The 20,498-nt window shown below is 49.7% G+C and carries 14 protein-coding genes; 6 read left to right on the forward strand and 8 right to left on the reverse strand.

Going from position 1 to position 20,498, the window contains the following annotated elements; all coding sequences use genetic code 11:
- Window positions 1–122: 122 nt before the first annotated feature.
- The 4 genes from BWK47_RS06740 to BWK47_RS06755 all read right to left on the reverse strand — a co-directional run bounded on the left by BWK47_RS06740 (window position 123) and on the right by BWK47_RS06755 (window position 2,944).
- The gene (locus BWK47_RS06740) at window positions 123–545 is read right to left on the reverse strand and encodes a hypothetical protein (RefSeq protein ID WP_162328072.1); all 423 of its coding nucleotides are present in this window, start codon (window positions 543–545) and stop codon (window positions 123–125) included.
- A 34-nt stretch (window positions 546–579) separates the two neighbouring features.
- Window positions 580–1,383 (reverse strand): histidinol-phosphatase, encoded by an 804-nt coding sequence (gene hisN, locus BWK47_RS06745; protein ID WP_162328073.1) that lies wholly within the window; start codon window positions 1,381–1,383, stop codon window positions 580–582.
- Window positions 1,384–1,387: 4 nt separating this feature from the next.
- Complete coding sequence (hisC, locus tag BWK47_RS06750; protein ID WP_162328074.1) at window positions 1,388–2,437, reverse strand: histidinol-phosphate transaminase; 1,050 nt, start codon at window positions 2,435–2,437, stop codon at window positions 1,388–1,390.
- A 192-nt stretch (window positions 2,438–2,629) separates the two neighbouring features.
- The gene (locus BWK47_RS06755; RefSeq protein WP_010872491.1) at window positions 2,630–2,944 is read right to left on the reverse strand and encodes an ArsR/SmtB family transcription factor; all 315 of its coding nucleotides are present in this window, start codon (window positions 2,942–2,944) and stop codon (window positions 2,630–2,632) included.
- 368 nt (window positions 2,945–3,312) lie between these two features.
- Here BWK47_RS06755 and aqpZ point away from each other — a divergent pair, with 368 nt between their 5' ends.
- From aqpZ to BWK47_RS06775, 4 genes are all read left to right on the forward strand, one after another.
- Window positions 3,313–4,056 (forward strand): aquaporin Z, encoded by a 744-nt coding sequence (aqpZ, locus tag BWK47_RS06760; protein WP_162328075.1) that lies wholly within the window; start codon window positions 3,313–3,315, stop codon window positions 4,054–4,056.
- A gap of 460 nt (window positions 4,057–4,516) precedes the next feature.
- Window positions 4,517–7,222: a type I DNA topoisomerase gene (topA, locus tag BWK47_RS06765; protein WP_162328076.1), complete on the forward strand. Its 2,706-nt coding sequence runs from the start codon at window positions 4,517–4,519 to the stop codon at window positions 7,220–7,222.
- Window positions 7,223–7,241: 19 nt separating this feature from the next.
- Window positions 7,242–7,646 carry an NIL domain-containing protein gene (locus tag BWK47_RS06770; RefSeq protein WP_010872494.1) on the forward strand — a complete coding sequence of 135 codons (405 nt, stop codon included), beginning with the start codon at window positions 7,242–7,244 and terminating at the stop codon, window positions 7,644–7,646.
- A 36-nt stretch (window positions 7,647–7,682) separates the two neighbouring features.
- Entirely contained in the window at window positions 7,683–9,080 is a 1,398-nt protein-coding gene (locus BWK47_RS06775; protein WP_162328077.1) for a 1-acyl-sn-glycerol-3-phosphate acyltransferase, read from the forward strand.
- 314 nt (window positions 9,081–9,394) lie between these two features.
- Here the strand turns inward: BWK47_RS06775 and BWK47_RS06780 are convergent, their stop codons facing one another.
- The 4 genes from BWK47_RS06780 to BWK47_RS06795 all read right to left on the reverse strand — a co-directional run bounded on the left by BWK47_RS06780 (window position 9,395) and on the right by BWK47_RS06795 (window position 18,957).
- On the reverse strand, window positions 9,395–9,973 hold the full coding sequence (locus tag BWK47_RS06780; RefSeq protein ID WP_162328078.1) for a Uma2 family endonuclease: 579 nt from the start codon (window positions 9,971–9,973) through the stop codon (window positions 9,395–9,397).
- Between the two features lie 284 nt (window positions 9,974–10,257).
- A complete protein-coding gene (locus BWK47_RS06785; RefSeq protein WP_237269897.1) occupies window positions 10,258–16,536 on the reverse strand; it encodes a beta strand repeat-containing protein in 6,279 nt (2,092 codons plus the stop codon).
- Window positions 16,537–17,079: 543 nt separating this feature from the next.
- Window positions 17,080–17,814, reverse strand: coding sequence for an FkbM family methyltransferase (locus BWK47_RS06790; protein WP_162328079.1), 735 nt, complete (start codon window positions 17,812–17,814; stop codon window positions 17,080–17,082).
- Window positions 17,815–18,213: 399 nt separating this feature from the next.
- On the reverse strand, window positions 18,214–18,957 hold the full coding sequence (locus tag BWK47_RS06795) for a hypothetical protein (RefSeq protein WP_162328080.1): 744 nt from the start codon (window positions 18,955–18,957) through the stop codon (window positions 18,214–18,216).
- A 346-nt stretch (window positions 18,958–19,303) separates the two neighbouring features.
- Here BWK47_RS06795 and BWK47_RS06800 point away from each other — a divergent pair, with 346 nt between their 5' ends.
- Both BWK47_RS06800 and apcB read left to right on the forward strand, forming a co-directional pair.
- A complete protein-coding gene (locus BWK47_RS06800; RefSeq protein WP_028948242.1) occupies window positions 19,304–19,789 on the forward strand; it encodes an allophycocyanin alpha chain in 486 nt (161 codons plus the stop codon).
- 94 nt (window positions 19,790–19,883) lie between these two features.
- Window positions 19,884–20,369, forward strand: coding sequence for an allophycocyanin subunit beta (gene apcB, locus BWK47_RS06805; RefSeq protein ID WP_010872504.1), 486 nt, complete (start codon window positions 19,884–19,886; stop codon window positions 20,367–20,369).
- Window positions 20,370–20,498: the final 129 nt, after the last annotated feature.

Raw genomic sequence — 20,498 nt, forward strand, 5'->3', positions numbered from 1 at the left:
TTAGGTTTTGATCGCCACTGGTAACCTTGCCCAAGCCATCACTTATTGCCGATATTGCCGACAAAATTTTCCAACACCTTCCCAATTAATTTTCACCGATTATAAAATTCTCAAAATTTCCATCAACTGTTAAAGGGCCGGAGCCAATCCCTAGCCATGGCCCAATCGAGGCTGGAACGAACTACAGCAAAACCAATCAGACTTTCCCCCATCAAAATGGCGATCGCCAGGGGCTCTTCAGTAGTGGGTAATGCGATCAGCCCGCCGCTCCGCACCAAAGTGAAAGCTAAAACCGCCCCGTCCCGGAGATGGGCATTGTCATCCTGGCGAATGATGTAACGATAGGTAACAGCAAATAAAAAGCCACTTAGCAAACCACTACCAAAGTTCAAGCCCAGGTTAATCCAGTCCGAACTCAGTGGGCTTGTTAGTAGGTTGAAATAGGTGTTGCCCAGCAAGGTCAACCCATAAACCAACCCAAAGGCGATCGCCCCGACGAAACCGGCCTTAATGGACTCCAAACGTTCTTGAAAGCTTAATTGCACCCGTCATCACCCCCCAGAACGAACCATCGATCAATTATTGCAGGAAAGCTAAAATTTCACTGTGCAATTTTGGGTTAGGACTGGCCACAACTTCCGTGGATTCTGGGGTTAACTCTTTGCCTTGCCAATCGGTAAAGCAGTAATTTGCCCCGGTCAAAATGGGGATCAATGCACAAAAGTCATAAAAATTTAAATCCGCTTCCACTATTACTAAGGGCATGGCTGTCCAACCGCTAGCAGCACTGAGGTAATTGAAACAATCTCCCCCAAAGGCGGTGCGCTGACATTGGCGGTAAATATCAGCCATTTTCCGCTGTTGGTCCAGGGTAGTGAACATTAGCGGTGTGGTGGAGGCAATACAGGCGGCAGTTAAATTAATTTCGCTTTTTTCATAGGGATTAACCAAGGGAATGCCATTAACGTTACTTTGCTCTCCCTGTACCCCCTGCCATCGATCGCCGCTGATGGGTTGGTGGGCAATGCCGAGCACCGGGCGCATATCTGCGTCAACTAAACCGATCAAAGTGGCAAAAATTGGCAAGCCCCGCACAAAGGAGGAAGTGCCGTCAATGGGGTCTAATACCCAGGTATAGCCAGACTTTCCCGCAATATTTTTGCCTTCCTCCCGAATTACACCATCCTGGGGGAAACTTGCCTGGATCAAATCCACCATGGCCTGCTCCGCTTCTTCATCGGCTTGGGTAACAATGGCGGAAATTTGGTCTATTTTTGTTCCACTCTGTAAATGGGAACGGCGGAAATATTGACTAAGCATCTCCCCGGAAACGGTGGCCAACAGCTGGGCAATGAATAGTCTTTGTTCAACCTCTGGTAACATCTCCCTATCCCAAAGACCCTTTCAAACTGGCGATCGCCAACAGTAGTTGATCAATTTCCCCGTCAGTACCCACGGTAATGCGCAGATAATCGGTAATGCGGGGATGGTTAAAGTAACGCACCAGAATTTTCTTTTCCTTTAAGGCTTGGTACAGGTCAGCGGCAGCCATCCAACGGGGAGCGGCAAACACAAAATTGGCATCCGAGGGACATACCTGGAAATCTAACTCCGCCAATTGCTCCATTAAACGGGTGCGAGTGTGGCGTACCTTTTCCCAGAGGGGCACAAATTCAGCCTGGTTCCGTAAGGCGGCGGTGCCCAATACCTGGGCCAAACGATCCAAGTTGTAGGAATCCCGCACCTTATCCATTTCTTCAATCAAGGCCGGAGCGGCGATCGCCAAACCCACCCGCATCCCCGCCAGGCTATAACTCTTGGAAAGGGTACGGGAAATAATCACATTGTCAAACTCTTGCAGAAAGTCCCAATGGTCCTCGTCGGAAAAATCCCCGTAGGCTTCGTCAATGACCACCACTCCCTCCGCCTGGGCGCAGGTCTGCCAAAGGAATTCTCGATTTAAATGCTTGCCTTTAGGGGGATTGGGGGAAGCGAGGAAAATCAGTTTTGCCTCTGGACAAATCACCGGCCCGGTTAAATCAAAATTGCCATCGGTGGCAATCTTTTGCACCTTGGCCCCATGAACCGAGGCGATCGTTTCATATAGGGAGTAAGTAAGATCTAAAAAGGCAACGGTTTCCCCTGGATCAACAAAGGTACGCACCACAATATTGAGAATATCGTCGGAGCCATTGCCCGCTAAAACCCGATTTAAATCCACTCCATACAAATCCGCCGCTGCTTGACGTAACTGGGTCGAAACGGGATCAGGGTAAAGCCTTACTTTTGGTAACTCCGCTGCCACCGCTGCCAACACCTGGGCGGGAGGATCATAGGGATTTTCGTTGGTGTTGAGCTTGATAAAATCGTTGGTTTGGGGCTGTTCCCCAGGCACATAGGCGGGGGTTTGGCAGACGGACAGACGAATAGACACCATTGCGCAATTACGGTCAAAGGAGCAAAAAATCCCTTTGTTCAAAGCTTCTCCCATTACAGACCATACCCCGATACTGTTGCCGCTGTAAAGGCGACGTCTAGGAAAAAACAGGGCAAAGAATGCCCTTTGCTTGGGCTATTTTTTAGGGATGGATTGGGACGACATGGAGATATGCCATGGCCAAACTGCCAATCAGTCACAGCAATGGCGGGGAACATAGGCTTGGGTTACTTGGCCATAGGATTCCAGGTAATGCCGCAGATGGTGAAATTGTTCGGGATTGAGACGGTAATAAATCCAGCGGCCGTCCTGGCGAGTGTGAACCAATTCCGCATCCCGCAGGCGTTTGAGGTGAAAAGATAACTTGGATTGACTAATATTCAGTTGGTCGCAAAGGTCACAGACGCACTGTTCTTGATTTTCCAGCAGAGTTAGCACCTGGAGGCGAATAGGGTCAGACAAAGCTTGAAACCCGACACTGATTAGGTCTTTTTCCGTTGTTTTCACGACAATATAGAAAAATATGAGAATATTACAAATAATTTATGCGATTTTCTTGCGGACAACCCGCAAAAAGTTTTGGTTGCATTGCGGCGCAACTTGATCCAATTTCATTCGGAATCTAGCTACTAAGTTACCCTTCCAGGCAGATCGAGCCAAGATAATGCCGAAAACCGGGGAACAAGTCAGCTCCTAGATGTATTTAGCCAAATTATTGCTCGGAGAAAGTAAAATTTTCCTTGATTTTGTACAAAATTTGACAAAACAATGCTACCTTTCGTGGTGGATATTTTTGATCCAAACTAGCTGATTAAACCTAGGCTTAAATTGAGCCTAACAAGAAATAAACTCTTTTTCCCTTTTTTAAGACGCAAATGAAAAAGTACATTGCTGAATTTATTGGCACTTTTTGGTTAGTGCTTGGTGGTTGTGGCAGCGCTGTTTTTGCCGCTTTTATCGCCGCCCCTGGTGGTGGCAATACCAACGAATTTGGCTTGGGCTACCTGGGCGTTGCCTTAGCTTTTGGTTTAACGGTTTTTACTGGGGCCTATGCCCTTGGTCATATTTCCGGTGGTCATTTCAACCCCGCTGTTTCCTTTGGACTCTGGATGGGTAAGAGATTCCCCGGTTCCCAGTTAGCCCCCTATATCGGTGCCCAAGTTCTAGGGGCGATCGTGGCGAGCTTATTTATTTTCATTGTTGCCCAGGGTGGCCCTAACTTTTCCCTTGACGGCAGTAACCCCCTCGCTACTAACGGTTTTGGTGACCATTCCCCCCAGGGTTACGGCTTTTTGGCTGCCCTGTTAATTGAATTTGTTCTCACCTTCATTTTCCTAATTGTCATTTTGGGCGTTACGGATAAAACTGCCCCCGCTGGTTTTGCCCCCGCCGCCATCGGTTTAGCTTTGACTCTGATCCACCTGATTAGTATTCCCATTACCAACACTTCCGTGAATCCAGCCCGCAGCACTGGGGTTGCTCTTTTCTGTGGCAATCCTGCTTTGATTGGACAATTGTGGTTATTTTGGTTAGCCCCGATCGCCGGAGCGCTATTGGCAGGTTTTGTTTATCACAATGTGCTGGAAGACCTGAGCCGTCCCGAACCCGAAGCAGAGTGAAGCAAATGCTGACACTATCGGGGTTACGTTATCCTGACCCTGTTGATGTTTTTACTCCCCAGATACCTGATGGTTCAGGTTAAGCTTGGGGAGATTTTTTGGGCTTTAACCCAACTCCCCTTAAAAAGCGTCTGAAAAATTGACTTTTGGCTGTTTAATCCCCCCTAGCCCCCCTTGGGAAGGGGGGAACTGTGACAAAAGTCCCCCTTTTTAAGCCGGAGCTTTAGTGAGGAGATTTAGGGGGATAAATACTTCGCCTTGCGCTTTTCAAATACGTTCTTAGCGGAAACAGAGCTTGCCAAAAATCAACTTTTGGTCTTTATCATTCAGTAAGGCGGGGTTTGATTTTCCGGAAAGATTAAGATAAGTATTGGTTATATGGTTATTAGCCAGGATTATCAAATCTGTCTGACCTCCGTCGCCCTCCTTTTTTCGCTTCTTCCCCTGTTTCCCCTTCCCTATGTCCAAACTCGTTATCGTTGAATCCCCCACTAAAGCCCGCACTATCCGCAACTATCTGCCCCAGGATTATCGGGTGGAAGCTTCCATGGGCCATGTCCGGGATTTACCGGCTTCGGCGGAGGAAGTACCCGCGGCTTACAAAGATAAAAGTTGGGCTAATTTGGGAGTCAATGTGGAAGACCATTTCAGTCCCCTTTATGTGATTCCCAAAAGCAAAAAGAAAGTAGTTAAGGAATTGCAAACTGCCCTGAAAAATGCCGACGAAGTAATTCTGGCCACGGACGAAGACCGGGAAGGAGAAAGTATTAGCTGGCATTTGTTGCAACTGCTCCAGCCCAAAGTGCCCATTAAACGGATGGTGTTCCACGAAATTACCCAGGAAGCCATCCGCAGTGCGCTGGAGAATTGCCGCGATATTGACGAGAATTTAGTCCATGCCCAGGAAACTCGCCGCATTTTAGACCGTTTGGTGGGTTATACCCTTTCCCCCTTGCTCTGGAAGAAAATTGCCTGGGGTCTGTCCGCTGGCCGGGTGCAGTCGGTGGCGGTGCGGTTAATTGTGCAACGGGAACGGGCCCGCCGTGCTTTCAAGACCGCTGGTTACTGGGACTTAAAAGCAGAACTGGAACAGAATAAAAATCCTTTTCAGGCCAAGTTGATGACCTTGGGGGGCACTAAATTAGCCAATGGTAGCGATTTTGATCCCAATACTGGTGCATTGTTGCCCAATAAACAGGTGGTGGTGCTGGATGAAGCCCAGGTGATCGCCCTGAAGGAGCGTTTAACCGGCAAGCCCTGGGCAGTGGTCAATACCGAAGAAAAGCCCGGTGTCCGTAAACCTTCTCCCCCCTTTACCACTTCTACCCTGCAACAGGAGGCCAACCGCAAGTTAGGCATTTCCGCCCGGGATACCATGCGGGTGGCCCAAAAGCTTTACGAAGAGGGTTACATCACCTATATGCGGACGGATTCGGTGCATCTTTCTGAGCAAGCGGTGACGGCGGCCCGCAATTGCGTGCAACAAATGTACGGCAAAGAATACCTGAGTCCCCAGCCCAAGCAGTACACCACCAAAAGTAAAGGGGCCCAGGAAGCCCACGAAGCTATTCGCCCCGCCGGGACAGAGTTTCGCATTCCCAATCAAACAGGGTTAAAAGACCGGGAATTGGCCTTATATGAGTTGATCTGGAAACGGACGGTAGCCTGTCAGATGGCCGATGCTCGCATTACCCAACTGAGCGTGCTGTTAAAAGTGGAAGATGCGGAATTTCGGGCTGGGGGTAAACGCATTGACTTCCCTGGCTATTTCCGGGCCTACGTGGAAGGTTCCGACGACCCCGATGCCGCCCTGGAAAACCAAGAAGTGATTCTGCCCCCCCTGAAAGTTGGCGATCGCCCGAATTGCCGAGAAATTGATACCGTGGGCCACGAAACCCAACCCCCCGCCCGCTATACGGAAGCTTCGTTGGTGAAAACGCTGGAAAGTGAAGGGGTAGGCCGCCCCAGTACCTACGCCAGCATTATTGGCACCATTATCGACCGGGGTTATGTGCAAATGCGGAGCAAAGCCTTGACCCCCACCTTCACCGCCTTTGCGGTGGTGAGTTTACTGGAATCCCATTTCCCCGACTTAGTGGATACGGGTTTCACTTCCCGCATGGAGCAGAAGTTAGACGAAATTGCCATCGGTAAAACCCAGTGGCTCCCCTATTTACAGGGCTTTTTCCTGGGGGAATCGGGGCTAGAAAACCAAGTCAAAGTGCGCCAAGACCAGATCGACCCGGCGATCGCCAAGGCCATTGAGCTGGAAAACCTGGCCGCTAAGGTGAAAATTGGCAAGTTTGGCCCCTATATCGAAATTCCCCAGGGGGAAGAAATTATTACCGCTTCCATTCCCCAGGATCTGACCCCGGCGGATCTCAACCCCGAACAGGTGGCCGTGTTGCTCAAGCAAAAAACGGAAGGCCCGGATAAGGTGGGCATCCATCCTGAAACCGGGGAACCAATTTTCATCCTCATTGGAGCCTACGGGCCCTATGTCCAACTGGGGGAAGCAACGGAGGAAAATAAGAAACCGAAACGCACTTCCCTACCCAAGGGGGTTAAACCGGAGGATGTCACCCTGGAAATGGCAGTGGGATTGTTGGCCCTGCCCCGTAATTTGGGAGAACATCCGGAATCGGGCAAAAATATTAAAGCCAGTCTGGGTCGGTTTGGCCCCTACGTAGTCCATGACCAAGGTAAGGATGGCAAGGATTATCGTTCCCTCAAAGGGGATGATGATGTGTTGACCATCACCCTGGAACGGGCTTTGGAGTTGTTGGCGGAACCAAAACGGGGCCGGGGCAGCCGCACTCCCCTCAAACAATTGGGCTTACATCCCGAAGACCAGGAGCCGGTGAATTTGTTCAAAGGCCCCTATGGGGTTTACATCAAACATGGCAAAGTCAATGCCAGCTTGCCGGAAGGGGAAACGGAAGAAACCATTACCCTAGAAAAAGCTTTACCCCTGTTGGCGGAAAAAGCGGGCAGCGCCAAGAAAACTAGCCGAAAAAAATCCACTGCCAAAGCAACGAAAAAAACTACCACTAAAAAAGCTAGTGCCACTGGTACGGCCAAGAAAACTACCACTAAACGTACCACCACTCGAAAAAAATCTACGAGTAAAGCTGCTAATCCAGACCAGTCTAGCGAGGCTAGTTAGAAGCTAGTTAAATAGAAGGATGAAGAAGCGTGTGACCCTGACTTTTCCCCGTAGTGCGGTGCAAATGCCCGTCACCTATCGTCTGGCCAAGGATTTTAATATTGCCGCCAATATTATCCGAGCCCAGGTGGCCCCCAATCAGGTGGGCAAAGTAGTACTGGAATTGTCCGGGGACATTGACCAACTGGAAGCGTCTTTGGAGTGGATGCGCTCCCAGAGTATTGAAGTTTCCTTGGCTAGTCGGGAAATTGTCATTGATGACCAAAGTTGTGTAGATTGTGGCCTCTGTACCGGGGTTTGCCCTACGGAGGCTCTGAGTTTAGATCCAGATAGTTTTCGCTTGATGTTCCGTCGTTCCCGTTGTGTGGTCTGTGAGCAATGTATTCCTTCCTGCCCTGTCCAGGCGATCGCCACTAATTTCTAACATCTTTGCCGACTCCGCCAACGGTGAGTTATCCCCATGGAATCCCCCATCCAAGCCCAACCCCCCCTGGACTTTTTAGCGCCCAATCTCCAGCCCTGGTTACTCCGGCTCGGGCCGCTAATTTTGCCCTGGTGGATCCGTTCTCAAACGGCGATCGCCAAAATTGAAGCCGAAAATTTGCAGGTTCTAGCTCAGGCCTACGGGGACTTCAGCCAAGGCAAAAACCGTTTACTCCTGGCTTTTCGTCACCCCAGCATCAACGATCCGTTATGTATGGGGTATTTATTTTGGAATTTATTACCGCCAGCTCTGAAAAAAGGTGCTCTGCAACCGCCACCGGTGAGCCACTCCCACTTCATGTATGACCGGGGCATTCCCCTCTGGGGAGGAGATTTTCTACAGTGGCTATTTCCCCGTTTAGGGGGCACTTCCATTCAGCGGGGGAAATTAGACCGCCCTGGCTTGCGCTCTGCTCGGGATTTAATGCTCAATGGCCAATATCCCCTAGCCGCCGCCCCGGAAGGAGCCACCAACGGCCATAACGAACTCATTTCTCCCCTGGAACCGGGCATTGCCCAACTGGGATTTTGGTGTGTGGAGGATTTACGCAAAGCCCAAAGACCGGAGCAAACACTAATTCTACCGGTGGGTATTCAATATTTTTATCTCACCCCTCCTTGGCGAGAGATTGAAAATTTACTTTCCCAACTGGAAAACGACTGCGGCATTGCCACCACCACTGACCATAGTTTGGGCGAAGCAAAATTATACGAACGCCTTTATAGCTTGGGGGAGATAATGTTGGATCTGATGGAGAATTTTTACCGTCAGTTTTACCAACAAAACTTGCCAGCGGTGGCGGACTTAGCTAAAAGTTTGCAGGACAATTTCAACAGTTTAGAAACGGATCCAAATCAATTACTAGCTTCCCGCCTACAAAATTTGCTCCATGCGGCATTAACGGTGGGGGAAGAATATTTTCAAATTACCCCGAAAGGAACGTTACCAGATCGTTGTCGACGCTTAGAACAAGCTGGTTGGGATTATATTTATCGTGAAGATTTGCGGGACGAACAGACTTTATTCCCAGTTAAAAAGGGTCTAGCGGATCGCATTGCAGAAGAGGCAGATTTAAGAATGTGGCATATGCGCTTGGTGGAAAATTTTGTCGCAGTGACGGGGCATTACGTCAAAGAAAAACCGACGGTGGAAAGATTTGCCGATACTTTACTCTTACTTTGGAATGTCATTACCCGCATGAAGGGGGGCAACTTAAATAATCGTCCCATCCTAGGTCGTCAGCGGGTTCAATTAACCATTGGTGAGCCGATTTTGGTGGATGATCATTATGAAGATTACAAAGGTAATCGCAAACTGGCGATCGCCAAGGTAACTGAAGTTTTGCAGGAAAAGTTATCCGCACTAATTATTTAATTATTGCCAATAATTTCTCCGGTATAAATAAGCTGAAAAACTTATATCAAGTCGATAAAAAGAGGGCATAAATAGAGGAAGAAGAATGCACTGTAAGAATAGAGGATTGAGATAGCCCCGAAAAACTAACTGGACAGGAGAGAAAGTAAGCCCAGGGAAGCTGAATTCGGCCCATTGGGGGATAGAGATTTCGTAGTTTCGGAGGTAGATGGTGTCATACTTTAAATCCTACTCCAGTCAAAAAGACTAACAACGTGGTAATAATGGCATCGAAGGTTTGAAAGTCCGGCATTGTTGCTGAGGAATCAACGTCCCTATTTTAATCGTTCAAAACTCAGCCAGCCAAAAATTATCTCTGGAGTGATGAACCATTCTTGCAGTTCGGCTAATACAGCTAGGGGATCTTTACCCATTTTTGTTTCTGGTAGTTGGTTCCCTTGGAAAACCATAACGATATTCTCACTAGGAGAAACAAGCCAACCTAGTTGACAGCCATTCCTAAGGGCAAAACTTATTTTTTCGATAACTTTTAGGGGAGATTGATCTGGGGAGAGGATTTCAATGATCCAATCTGGGGGGATATCGATTCTGTCAACAATTTCACCCCTACTATCTAGAGGAATGTTGTTCCATTTGAAAACAGTAATGTCTGGAACAAGAGATCTTCCCTTGAAGGTGCAGCGCAGTTCTGTGAAGGCATAGGCGAGCTGGTGGGATTCTGCCCGTTGATTAATTTCGCTAGCCAAGGTGGTTTGCAGTTTACTGTGTTTACCCTGGGGCATTGGCTTCTGGATAATTTTTCCGTTTTGATATTCTTGGGCAGGTTTGGTTTCCGGTAAGTTTAAGAATTCTTCTAGGGAAATGCTAGACGTTGTCTCAATAGCATGAATCATAGTTTTTCACTAGGGAAGAGTAACATTTTAGCCCAGGGCCATGACCAGTAGGAATTTTTCCTAGCTGATTCCATTAGGGCTTGATTATAGGGAAGAAAAATTTGCTTTCTTTCCGTTGATTCATTGTTCCCCTGGTAGCAAAGGGTGAGAAGTTGCTTGTGCTTATCATCTCCCCTAACCCCCTACATAAAGAGAAAAATGAAAGAAAAAAACCGCCCCCGGAAGGACGGTCTATAACTACCTATTTAAGCTAGGGAGGATTGTTAAATGCCTCAATGAATAGGTTAGGCGTTAAAGTTCCTGAACTCAAAGTTCGTGCTCAGACTATCCAAAACATTACCGGTAATTCCGGTGATTTCTACAAGGAAGTCATCCTGGGCACTGACTACACCGAATAGTCCATTAATATCAAACGTTCCATCGTCAATGAACAGATAAGTCTTGCCAGCTAAGTCACCACCTACTACATTAACTTGCTGGGCAAGGAGGAAGTCGTCAGTAGATGGGCCAAAGAGAGGTATGGCTACACCCAAATTGGTGAAGACCTCGGTAATGTTATTGGCAGAAATATTAATACCAGATAAAGGAGTACCGGGAATTACCTCAACTTGGGTTGCTGCAGTCAGATTCAGACCATTCAAGAAGTTGTTCTGACCAGTAGCAATAACGAACTTGTCATTGACGGTGTTGAAACCGGTGATAACATCGACGTTGGCTCCATTGACCGCTGCGTTTTCGTAGGCACCGTTCATAAACCAGACTTCGTTCTGACCGTTGACACCAACACCACCAATGGTGACATTGTTGCCAATTTCAATGGTGTCCACACCGGCACCACCGTAGAAGGTATCGTTACCCCGACCACCTACTAGGAAATCATCACCGCCAACGGCACGTAGCTCAAGCCGGAAATCATTTAGCTTGGTAGGATTGTTTTGAAGTTTGTTGTAGGGGTTAACAAAACTCCAATCATTGGGGTTCAGTGGATCAAATCCACCATTCAAATCATCCACTAGGACAAAGTCACCAGCAAGGAAGTCGTTACCGGTACCACCAAAGATGGAGTCATCACCGCCAATGAGAGTTGTGGTTCCACCAAGGGCAAACCCCTTGCCACCATCGATAGTAATTCCATTTTCATTGAAGATTCCGACAAACAAATCACCAACTAGAATGTCATTGCCACCCAGCCCAATAATAATGTCACTTCCAGCATCGGCGGTGATAGTTTCTCCATCATCTATGACCTGACCCAACCCGAAGTTGCTCAAGTCAATTTGGCTGTCGTTGAACTCGAAACCGAACAGTCCAACGTCGCCAACGATTACATCAAGTCCATCGGCACCAGTCATGGTGTCGTCACCACCAACGACAGTCAAGAAACTCTCGGCGAATATCTCGGAACCAGACCCGTCAACCGTAGCAAGCAAGTCACCAACCAGGAAGTTGTCTATGAAAACTTGGCCAGGAAGGAGAATGTCGTTAGTACCTTGCTTAGTGGTAATGATGTCGTCGCCACCGAAAACAGTCCGAGGAGCAAGGGAACCGTTAAGGTCTATGTCTCCTATCACGCCAGCCACCCAGTCACCAACGGCAATATCACTGCCAAGACCGGCTTCAATGGAGTCATCCCCACCATTTTGCAAGTTAACGAGTCCAGGGGCACCAAAAGAAATACTCGTGGTATCGGCAATTACCAGAGTGTCTCCGGAAATCACGTCATTACCACTACCGGCATCAATGAGATCGTTGCCATTTACTCCTGATGACTGCTCATTAATGAGGTCGAAGTTTAAGACCAAGTCATCACCGGAGATCAAATCATCATCGTTGTTACCTTCAATGATGTCATCACCACCTAAACCGGCGATTGAGTCCTCACCACGGCCACCAATTAGAGTGTCGTCGTCACGGCTACCGATAATTACATCAGGGCCGATATTGCCAACGACTTTGTAGCCATTGGTCGTTCCAGCAAGCAGGCTCGTGTTAGCAGCACTCAAGTCAACTAAGCCACCACCGGGATCTTCAATGGAGAGAGTTGCTTTGCCTTGGTTAAAGGTTACTGATGTAGCCACCCAGTCTCCCACAACCCGAATTACAGCCTCTGCATCTCGGCGTACAACAAACTGGTCGCCATCGACAAAGTCAGAGTCACCTAGGTCTTCGATAACATCAAAGCCAGCATCAACATCGAAGAAGTCGTTGCCTTCGCCGCCAGACATAATGTCATCACCCTCACCACCGGTAAGAGTATCTTGGCCCTTACCACCAAAGAGGAAGTCATTGCCCGCACCGCCGGAAAGCTGATCGTTACCCAGAATGGTAGAAGGTTCAAATCCAATACCGAATAAGGGGTTGGGTTCCCCATCACCACCGATGAGGGTGTCGTCACCGGCACCGCCATCAAAAGCGACACCGCCAATACCAGTCATTTGGATGAAGTCGTCACCCTCATCACCGAAGGCTTCGTGGGTTCCATTGCCATTACCGGGTTCCCCTGCAATGGGACCGAACAAGATGGTGTCGTCACCCTCGCCACCGCGGACCGTGTGGGCACCCAAAATAACCTGCTCAAGGAAATTCTGGTAGTTGGCATTGGGTTCTCCCAATGAGGCCACAAGAGCCTCATACTGTTGTTGAGTAGTCGGAAGGGTCTGCCCTGCTGGGATAACGAGGGTACCATCAGATGGCCGACTAGGATCGAAGAACGGGTTGGCTACCACCTGATCAAAGGGAACGATTAAGGCATCACCGCTGATTTCAATCAAGTCATCGCCAGCACCCCCCTCAACACTGTGACCAGAGGCGCCGGCCGCAAAGGAATCACCGGTGATCCGGACGGTATCGTCATCATCACCAGCAAAGACGTCATGACCACCCTCGTCGTCACCAATGGCATCACCGGAAATCAGAATGGCATCTTCGCCAGCACCACCGAAGACCACATGGCCAGCAAGGTTACCAATGGCATCACCAGAGATAGTGATGTCGTCATCACCTTCGCCACCGACTTCATTATCCAGGTCGAAGCTGTTAACTACGTGACCAGCAAGGGGACCAGTGGCATCGCCAGTGATTTCGATGATGTCGTCACCTTCACCACCAATGACGGTGTGACCGGCATCCACTAAACTGACTGCGTCGCCAGTAATGAGCAGGTCGTCATCGCCAGCACCACCAGACAGGGTGTGACCAAACTCGAGCGCATCACGGGCAATGGAAATTTCATCGTTACCATCACCACTGAGGAAGTGAATGTCACCACCGGGAGTATCAACGAAAGCTTTCAGGTCGCCAGTGAATACAGCGTTGCCTTCAAATTCAGGAATGAGGTCGGAACCAGTGGCATCAACCTTAACGGTGGAGCTAATAAGAGAAGTAGCTAGGGTGAGGTTTTCATTGCCAGTAATGCCAATGCTCTCAACTGCCACAATGCCGTCAATTTCTACCGTGTTGGTAATCCCCTTCGAGGTAGTACTAACACCGGAAGTGATACCCAAGGTTTCATAGCCACCGGTACCAGAGAAGTCACTGACATTGACCCGGGTGTTGCCACTAACCTTGTTGAGGGTAACTTGGTCAAGGGTCAGTTCCAGAACATCATCATCTCCAGCCAGGAAGGGGTCACCGATGGTAACGCTAACATCATCACCAAAGAAGTAGTTCTGAACGGTGATGGTTTCCAGGGTGCTTTGGAGATCAACCAAAGAAAAGTCGCCGTTGACACTACCGCTGGCTTTGAGGTTCTTCACATCCGTGACAGTAACGCCACCGGGATTATTAGCGAAGATATTCAGGTCATCCTGGAGCAGGGTGACGTTGAGGTCTTCCACCCCTTTCATTTGTAGTTGAACTAGGTTACTGCCAAAAGTACTAGCTACCCAGTTCACAGTCAGGCTGGTGTCTTCACCGATACCGGTCAGTCTGTCACCGGTGTTTAAGGTATTTGCAGTGAGACCACCGATCGCCAACTCAGGCGCAGCGATAAAGGTGGTAGCAGAAACGATGTCATTACCAACGGTCAAGTTGACAATACTGCCATCGCCAGGGCCATCCAGAATAGCAAGGTCACCCAGGCCAAACACAGCACCAGCAGCAGAACCAGAGATGGTAACCACAACGCTGAATCCTTCAGTCAACTCAGCAATACCATCCAGGAAGGGAGAGTAATCCACGGAAGCCGAAAGCTCACCAGCGGGAATAATCACCGTAATGGGATTGAACTGACCGTTAATGAAGTCATTGGTGTTGGACTCATTGGTACCACTGTTGGGAGCCGTTGGATCACCGGGGGTAAGGAAGAACGTCACCGTTGTATCGGTCGCTTGAGCTTCGCTCAAGGTAACGAGAATTTCGGTTACAGAACCTTCATTCACTTCGGGACGGGAAGCGGTGATATCAACGGTGGTGAAAGTGAAGTCAGATGCGTTGAGGGCTCCCTGAACAATCAGCAACTGAGCATCAGAAATAATACCGAGGGAACCGGCACCGTTGGTTAAGCTGTAGGCATCAGCACCATCCACTACGGGGTTGCCGATGGCGTCGGTCAAAGCTTCCAAGCTATCAGCAATGCTGTAGGGACCACCGAAGCCAGGGATATCAGCAAGGGTTTCCGCTTCAGCAATAGTAACGCCAACGCTGGGATCAGACAGGCTAACGCTGGTGGCATCGATCACCGCAGAGGAGCTAGCCGCAGCGAGAATATTCGCAGATGTATCGAGGATGTGGTAGGGACCAACAAAGTTGCCAAGACCTTGAAGAACTTCAGCTTCAGCAACGGTAACGCCCACACCGGGGTCAGAGAGAGTCACACTGTCAGCATCGAGCACCGCACCGGAAGTAGCAGCAGCCAAGATAGCGGCGGAAGTGTCTTCAATGTTGTAGGCACCTTCAAAGTTACCTAAACCTTGGAGGGTTTCAGCATCAGCAACCGTTACAGGTACGTCAGGATCAGATAGGGAAACTGACTCGGCATCCAACACTGCACCGGAGGTAGCAGCAGCCAAGATAGCGGCGGAAGTGTCTTCAATGTTGTAGGCACCTTCAAAGTTACCTAAACCTTGGAGGGTTTCAGCACCGGCAACGCTTACAGGAACACCGGGGTCAGAGAGAGTAACGCTGTCCGCATCGAGCACTGCACCGGAAGTAGCGGAAGCCAAGATAGCAGCAGAGGTGTCTTCAATGGCGTAGGGACCAACGAAGTTGCCCAGACCTTGGAGAGTTTCGGCACCGGCAACGCTTACAGGAACACCGGGGTCGGACAGAGTGACAGACTCAGCATTGAGTACAGCACCGGAGGTAGCGGCAGCCAAGATAGCGGCAGAAGTGTCCTCAATGGCGTAGGGACCAACGAAGTTGCCCAGACCTTGGAGGGTTTCGGCACCAGCCACCGTTACAGGAACACCGGGGTCGGACAGAGTAACAGACTCAGCATCTAACACGGCAGCGGAGGTAGCAGCAGCCAAGATAGCAGCGGAAGTGTCTTCAATGTTGTAAGCACCAACAAAGTTACCTAAGCCTTGGAGTGTTTCGGCGTCAGCCACCGTTACAGCTACCTCGGGGTCAGACAGAGTCACACTGGTGGCACCGGCGGCAACTTCGGTGTTCGCAAGAATAGCGGCGGAAGTGTCTTCAATGGCGTAGATACCGTCAAAGTTGTCCAGACCTACTAATTGTTCAGCGGTAGCAACATCAACAAATGTGTCCGTGATGCCAACACTGGCGGCACCAGAAACGGCATCACCACCACCGAGAACGGCAGTGGCGGAATCGAGAACATCCCAGGTAACACCAGGAGCCAGAGAATCAGCAGTAGCAAGCAGAATTTCTGCGTCCTCAACGCTCAAAGGCGAGGCCGGGGACTGGTCAGCAACCACAGTGGTAGCACCAACCACAACGGGGTTAGCGGTACCAGCGATTAGATTGTCGGCGCTGTCGCTGATAGTGTAGAAAGGAGGCAAGTCTGCAGTCGCTTCGGCCTCGGCGATAGTGAAGACGTTTACGCCAGCAGCCAGCTCAATAATTTGAGCCTCTGCAGCTAAAACACTGTCGGGAGTTTCGTCAACGCCGGCAACAATTGCGCTAGCTTCAGCGGACTGCTCAGGGGTAAAGGTATTAACACCAACGCTGGAGAAAGTCTCGGCAAAAGAGAGAGAGACATTGGTCTTGTTGGTCAGCGCCTCAAGGCGATCGGTCAGACCAGCCGCAGCGGAAGCATTGTTCAACGCGTTGGGAAAGTCGAGATAGTTGTCGGGGGACAGGGACAACCAGTTAATCCAGTAATCCAATTCCTCCGTGGGGACCAGGGAGGTATCGTTAATGTCAATGTTGTAGAGGTTGGCAAAAACTTGAGCAATGTACTGACGTTTGTCAGCGGTTTGGGGCGCTTGGAAAAATGGATACTTCGCAGCGGCATCGGCGCTGTTGGCAAATAGGGCAACTGCTTCTTCGTAGCTGATGTTTGCCCCATCTGTGGCCCACCAATTCAGATCACTGGCGGATACACCTTTGCCGGTGTACATGATCTGCAGAGCCGCAATTACGTTAGGACTTAGTGCCATAGGACTTCTTAAAACTCCTCAGTTTTTACGGTAAAAAATATACAAAACAGGGTTCATCTATGTGTGTCTCGGAGTTGCTTAGGGTAATCATAGCAAGAATCGCCTTGCTGTCAAGACTAGAGGCATACCGCCGTTAACACGATGAATCCTCGCATTTTTTCGACTATTGTCTACTTGGCGAACAGTAGGACCTGTTCTAGTCAACCCGACGAGGCAAGCCCATAGAGATCGTCTAGAATCGCTACTCCAGGGAAATTATAGCCTACGAATAAGAAAATGCAGAGATATTTTCCCAACTACCGCCCAAAAATCCAGAATGGCCACATAAGCGGGGCAGGAATTCACCATTGTTAAGCTCCCCTACTTTCGCAATTAAAGCTCCGGTTAGGAAAGTTGAGTTTTGGCTGTTTAATCCCCCCTAGCCCCCCTTGGGAAGGGGGAAACTGTCACAAAAGTCCTCCGCCAGAGTTTTAGTGGGTTGATTTAGGGGGATAAACACCTAGCTTTGAACTTTTCAAAAACTTTCTAGAGGAAAGGGGAAAGCTAGTAGTACCAGTTTGGGGCTAGACCGGCGGCAGTGTTAATGAAAATACAGTCTAGGGTGGTTAATTCTCCCTGGGCACCACGGTAGGGCTCGGAAACGTCCCAAAGGCGAAAATTGAATGGCAACAACCAATGGGCAATTTCCGTTAACAGGGGGGTTTCAGGGCCGTAGCCCCGATAGAGCCAGCACTCCAGAAATAAAACGTCAACTTTGGCTAATGTTTGGGTTGCTCCCCGGAGGATGGATAACTCATTGCCCTGGGTGTCGATTTTAATCACCTGGGGTTGGGGTAAACCAAGCTTGACTAAAGCCGAATCTAACGTGAGCAGGGGAACTTGAACAGCATTGATGGAGGGACCACCTTCCGTCATGGGTAAAGTGGTGCTACTGGCGGGGTCGTCAAAAACATTAACCGTTATGGTGCCATCCCGATCGCCGAGGGCGTATTTGTATAGATGGAAGGAAGGATAAACCCGTAACGTTTCCTCCATCAGACCTTGATAATCCGGCACATGGTCAACCAAGGGCTCGAACAAATAGAAGTCTGCCTGAGTTGCTACCTGCTTTATATAGTAGGACCAACCACTGTTGGAAGCCCCCACATCGAAAATCACCTGGGGTTGGTAGCCCAATCGGGCCAAGCGTCGGAACACCTGACGGTCTAGCTGGAGCACCTGGCCATCTAGATCGTCGAGCATTTTTTGGTAATGGGGAGAAAGGCTGGGGGAAGACATTATTCAACTGTAGGCGAAGGGAGCAAGCTGGCCCAGGGCCCCATGACAATTAAAACCAATATTTCCACTGTGGAGCAGGCAAAGTGCTACTCCCAGATCACCTTAAGCGTGGCGTGATTGTTCCGAGAAGGTTGATAAAAACCGATCTCAACAGGGCAGGAAAATGGACCAGTAAAAATCATGTGTCTACAAATTGCCCCGGCTTTTATGTTTAGCTTTGCTGACCACCAACTCAGTTTTTAGGGCCTGTTTGGAAAGTTGAGTTTTGGCTGTTTAATCCCCCCTAGCCCCTCCTTGAGAAGGGGGGAACTGTCACAAAAGTCCCCTTTTTTAAGCCGGAGCTTTAGTGAGGAGATTTAGGGGGATAAATATCTAGCCTTGCACTTTTCAAACACTTTCCTAGGAATCAGATGGGGGGATCGGCAATACTGGCGGTGTAAGGGGAGGTAAAGCCGGAGCGCCGACATCACGGGTTACGGACTCGCCATACTGTTCCAGCACAATGTTTGAATTTTCTCCCATGACGTTGATGGATTGCACCCTAACATTGCCACCGGACAGGCGATCGCCAACGGTTACGTTACGGGCTACGGGTTCCCCAGGGGCTTGGACAATGGCATAGGGACGACTGCCGATTTCGATAACACCGGAAACCACCACAGCCCTAGCATCATCGGGATAAAGTCTGGCCGGCTCCGAATTTGGAAAGATTGAGCTGCCCTTTTGTTGCCCAGGCTCACCTGTGATGCCATTGACTCCTGTTTGTCCATCACTGCTGACAACGTTGCCGCTATTTTCTCCTCCATTCGACACCCCATCTGTTGCCTTGCTCCCATCAGCGGTAGATCCCGGGCTTGTAACCTTTGCTTCAACTGGGATCAAGGCGAAAGGATTTGGCCGACCAGCCTGGATTTCCCTCAAACGTTGATCCGGTAATACGGGGGGAATTAACCCCAGGGCGGCTACATCCACCGGGGGCAGGGGCCGAACGGAGGTCAGGGGCACTTCCGGGGGAGCTATTTCTTGATTCTCGACGGAAACATCGGTTTTTTCACCACCGCCACCGCCGGGGAGAAATCCACATCCACCGCTGAACATCAGCAGGGAGCCAGTTAAAAGGGAGAACAGAGATCGCTTCTTCATTATTGGAATCGCTGCAACACAGCCGAAAATACGAAGGGAGGCGGAGGAGTGGAAGTCTAAATTCGGGGAAATCTGGATTTAACCATTACTTTCACCTCTAATCTTACAGCCTCCCCAAAAAATGCCAAGGGATTAAAGTAAATTCCGCTGGCGATCGTCAAGAAATATTACAAACTGTTACGGGGGCAGTGTAATCAGGAACGCAATGCCTGAGAATGGTTTGGGCAGGTTGCTCGCTGGAGTCCGCTGGTTAACGGCATTGTCCAGTTCGTGACTGCGCCTCGGTTGATAAAATCAGCTTAAAGCCTTTTTTTAACGTTTTAAATCTTTACGGAGGAATCCATCCATGAGTATCGTCACGAAATCAATCGTGAATGCTGATGCAGAAGCCCGCTACCTGAGCCCCGGCGAACTGGATCGTATTAAAGCTTTTGTTACCGGCGGTGCCGCCCGTCTTCGCATTGCTGAAACCCTAACTGGTTCTCGGGAAACCATCGTTAAGCAAGCTGGCGATCGCCTTTTCCAAAAACGTCCTGACATCGTTTCCCCCGGCGGCAATGCCTACGGTGAAGAAATGACCGCCACCTGCTTGCGCGACATGGACTACTACCTCCGTCTCGTCACCTACGGTGTGGTTTCCGGTGACGTTACCCCCATCGAAGAAATCGGTCTAGTGGGCGTACGGGAAATGTATCGTTCCCTCGGTACCCCCATCGAAGCCGTCGCTCAAAGTGTCCGGGAAATGAAAGAAGTTGCTTCCGGTTTGATGTCCTCCGATGATGCCGCCGAAGCCTCTGCCTACTTTGATTTCGTTATCGGTGCCATGAGCTAGGTCTTTGTACCCAAGCTTATTGAAGTGTTGAGCTTAATTATTCAACCCTTTTAGCAATTTTTCCCATTGAGTAAGATTTAAGGAAACCAAAACTATGCAAGACGCAATTACGGCTGTAATCAACTCTGCTGACGTTCAAGGTAAGTACCTCGACGGTGCTGCCATGGACAAACTGAAAAGCTACTTCGCCAGCGGTGAACTGCGGGTGCGGGCTGCCAGTGTAATCAGCGCCAACGCCGCCACCATCGTTAAGGAAGCTGTGGCCAAATCCCTGTTGTACTCCGACGTCACCCGTCCCGGTGGCAACATGTACACCACCCGTCGCTATGCGGCTTGTATCCGTGACTTGGACTACTACCTCCGCTATGCCACCTATGCTATGTTGGCTGGTGATGCTTCCATTCTCGACGAGCGCGTACTCAACGGTTTGAAAGAAACCTACAACTCCCTCGGTGTACCCATTTCTTCCACCGTTCAAGCTATCCAAGCCATCAAAGAAGTTACCGCTAGCTTGGTTGGTGCTGATGCCGGCAAAGAAATGGGCGTTTACCTCGACTACATCTGCTCTGGCTTGAGCTAGTCCTGGATTCCCGTGGGTGATGCTGCCTTGGTTGATTTGCAACTTAGCCAGTAGCCCGTCTGTTGGAACGGGAAGTCGAAAGTGAGTGCTGGGGCCGTTAAAGCCACCACCGGGATCGCCGGGGTTTTA

This window comes from Synechocystis sp. CACIAM 05 (assembly GCF_010222815.1).
Lineage (GTDB): Bacteria > Cyanobacteriota > Cyanobacteriia > Cyanobacteriales > Microcystaceae > Synechocystis.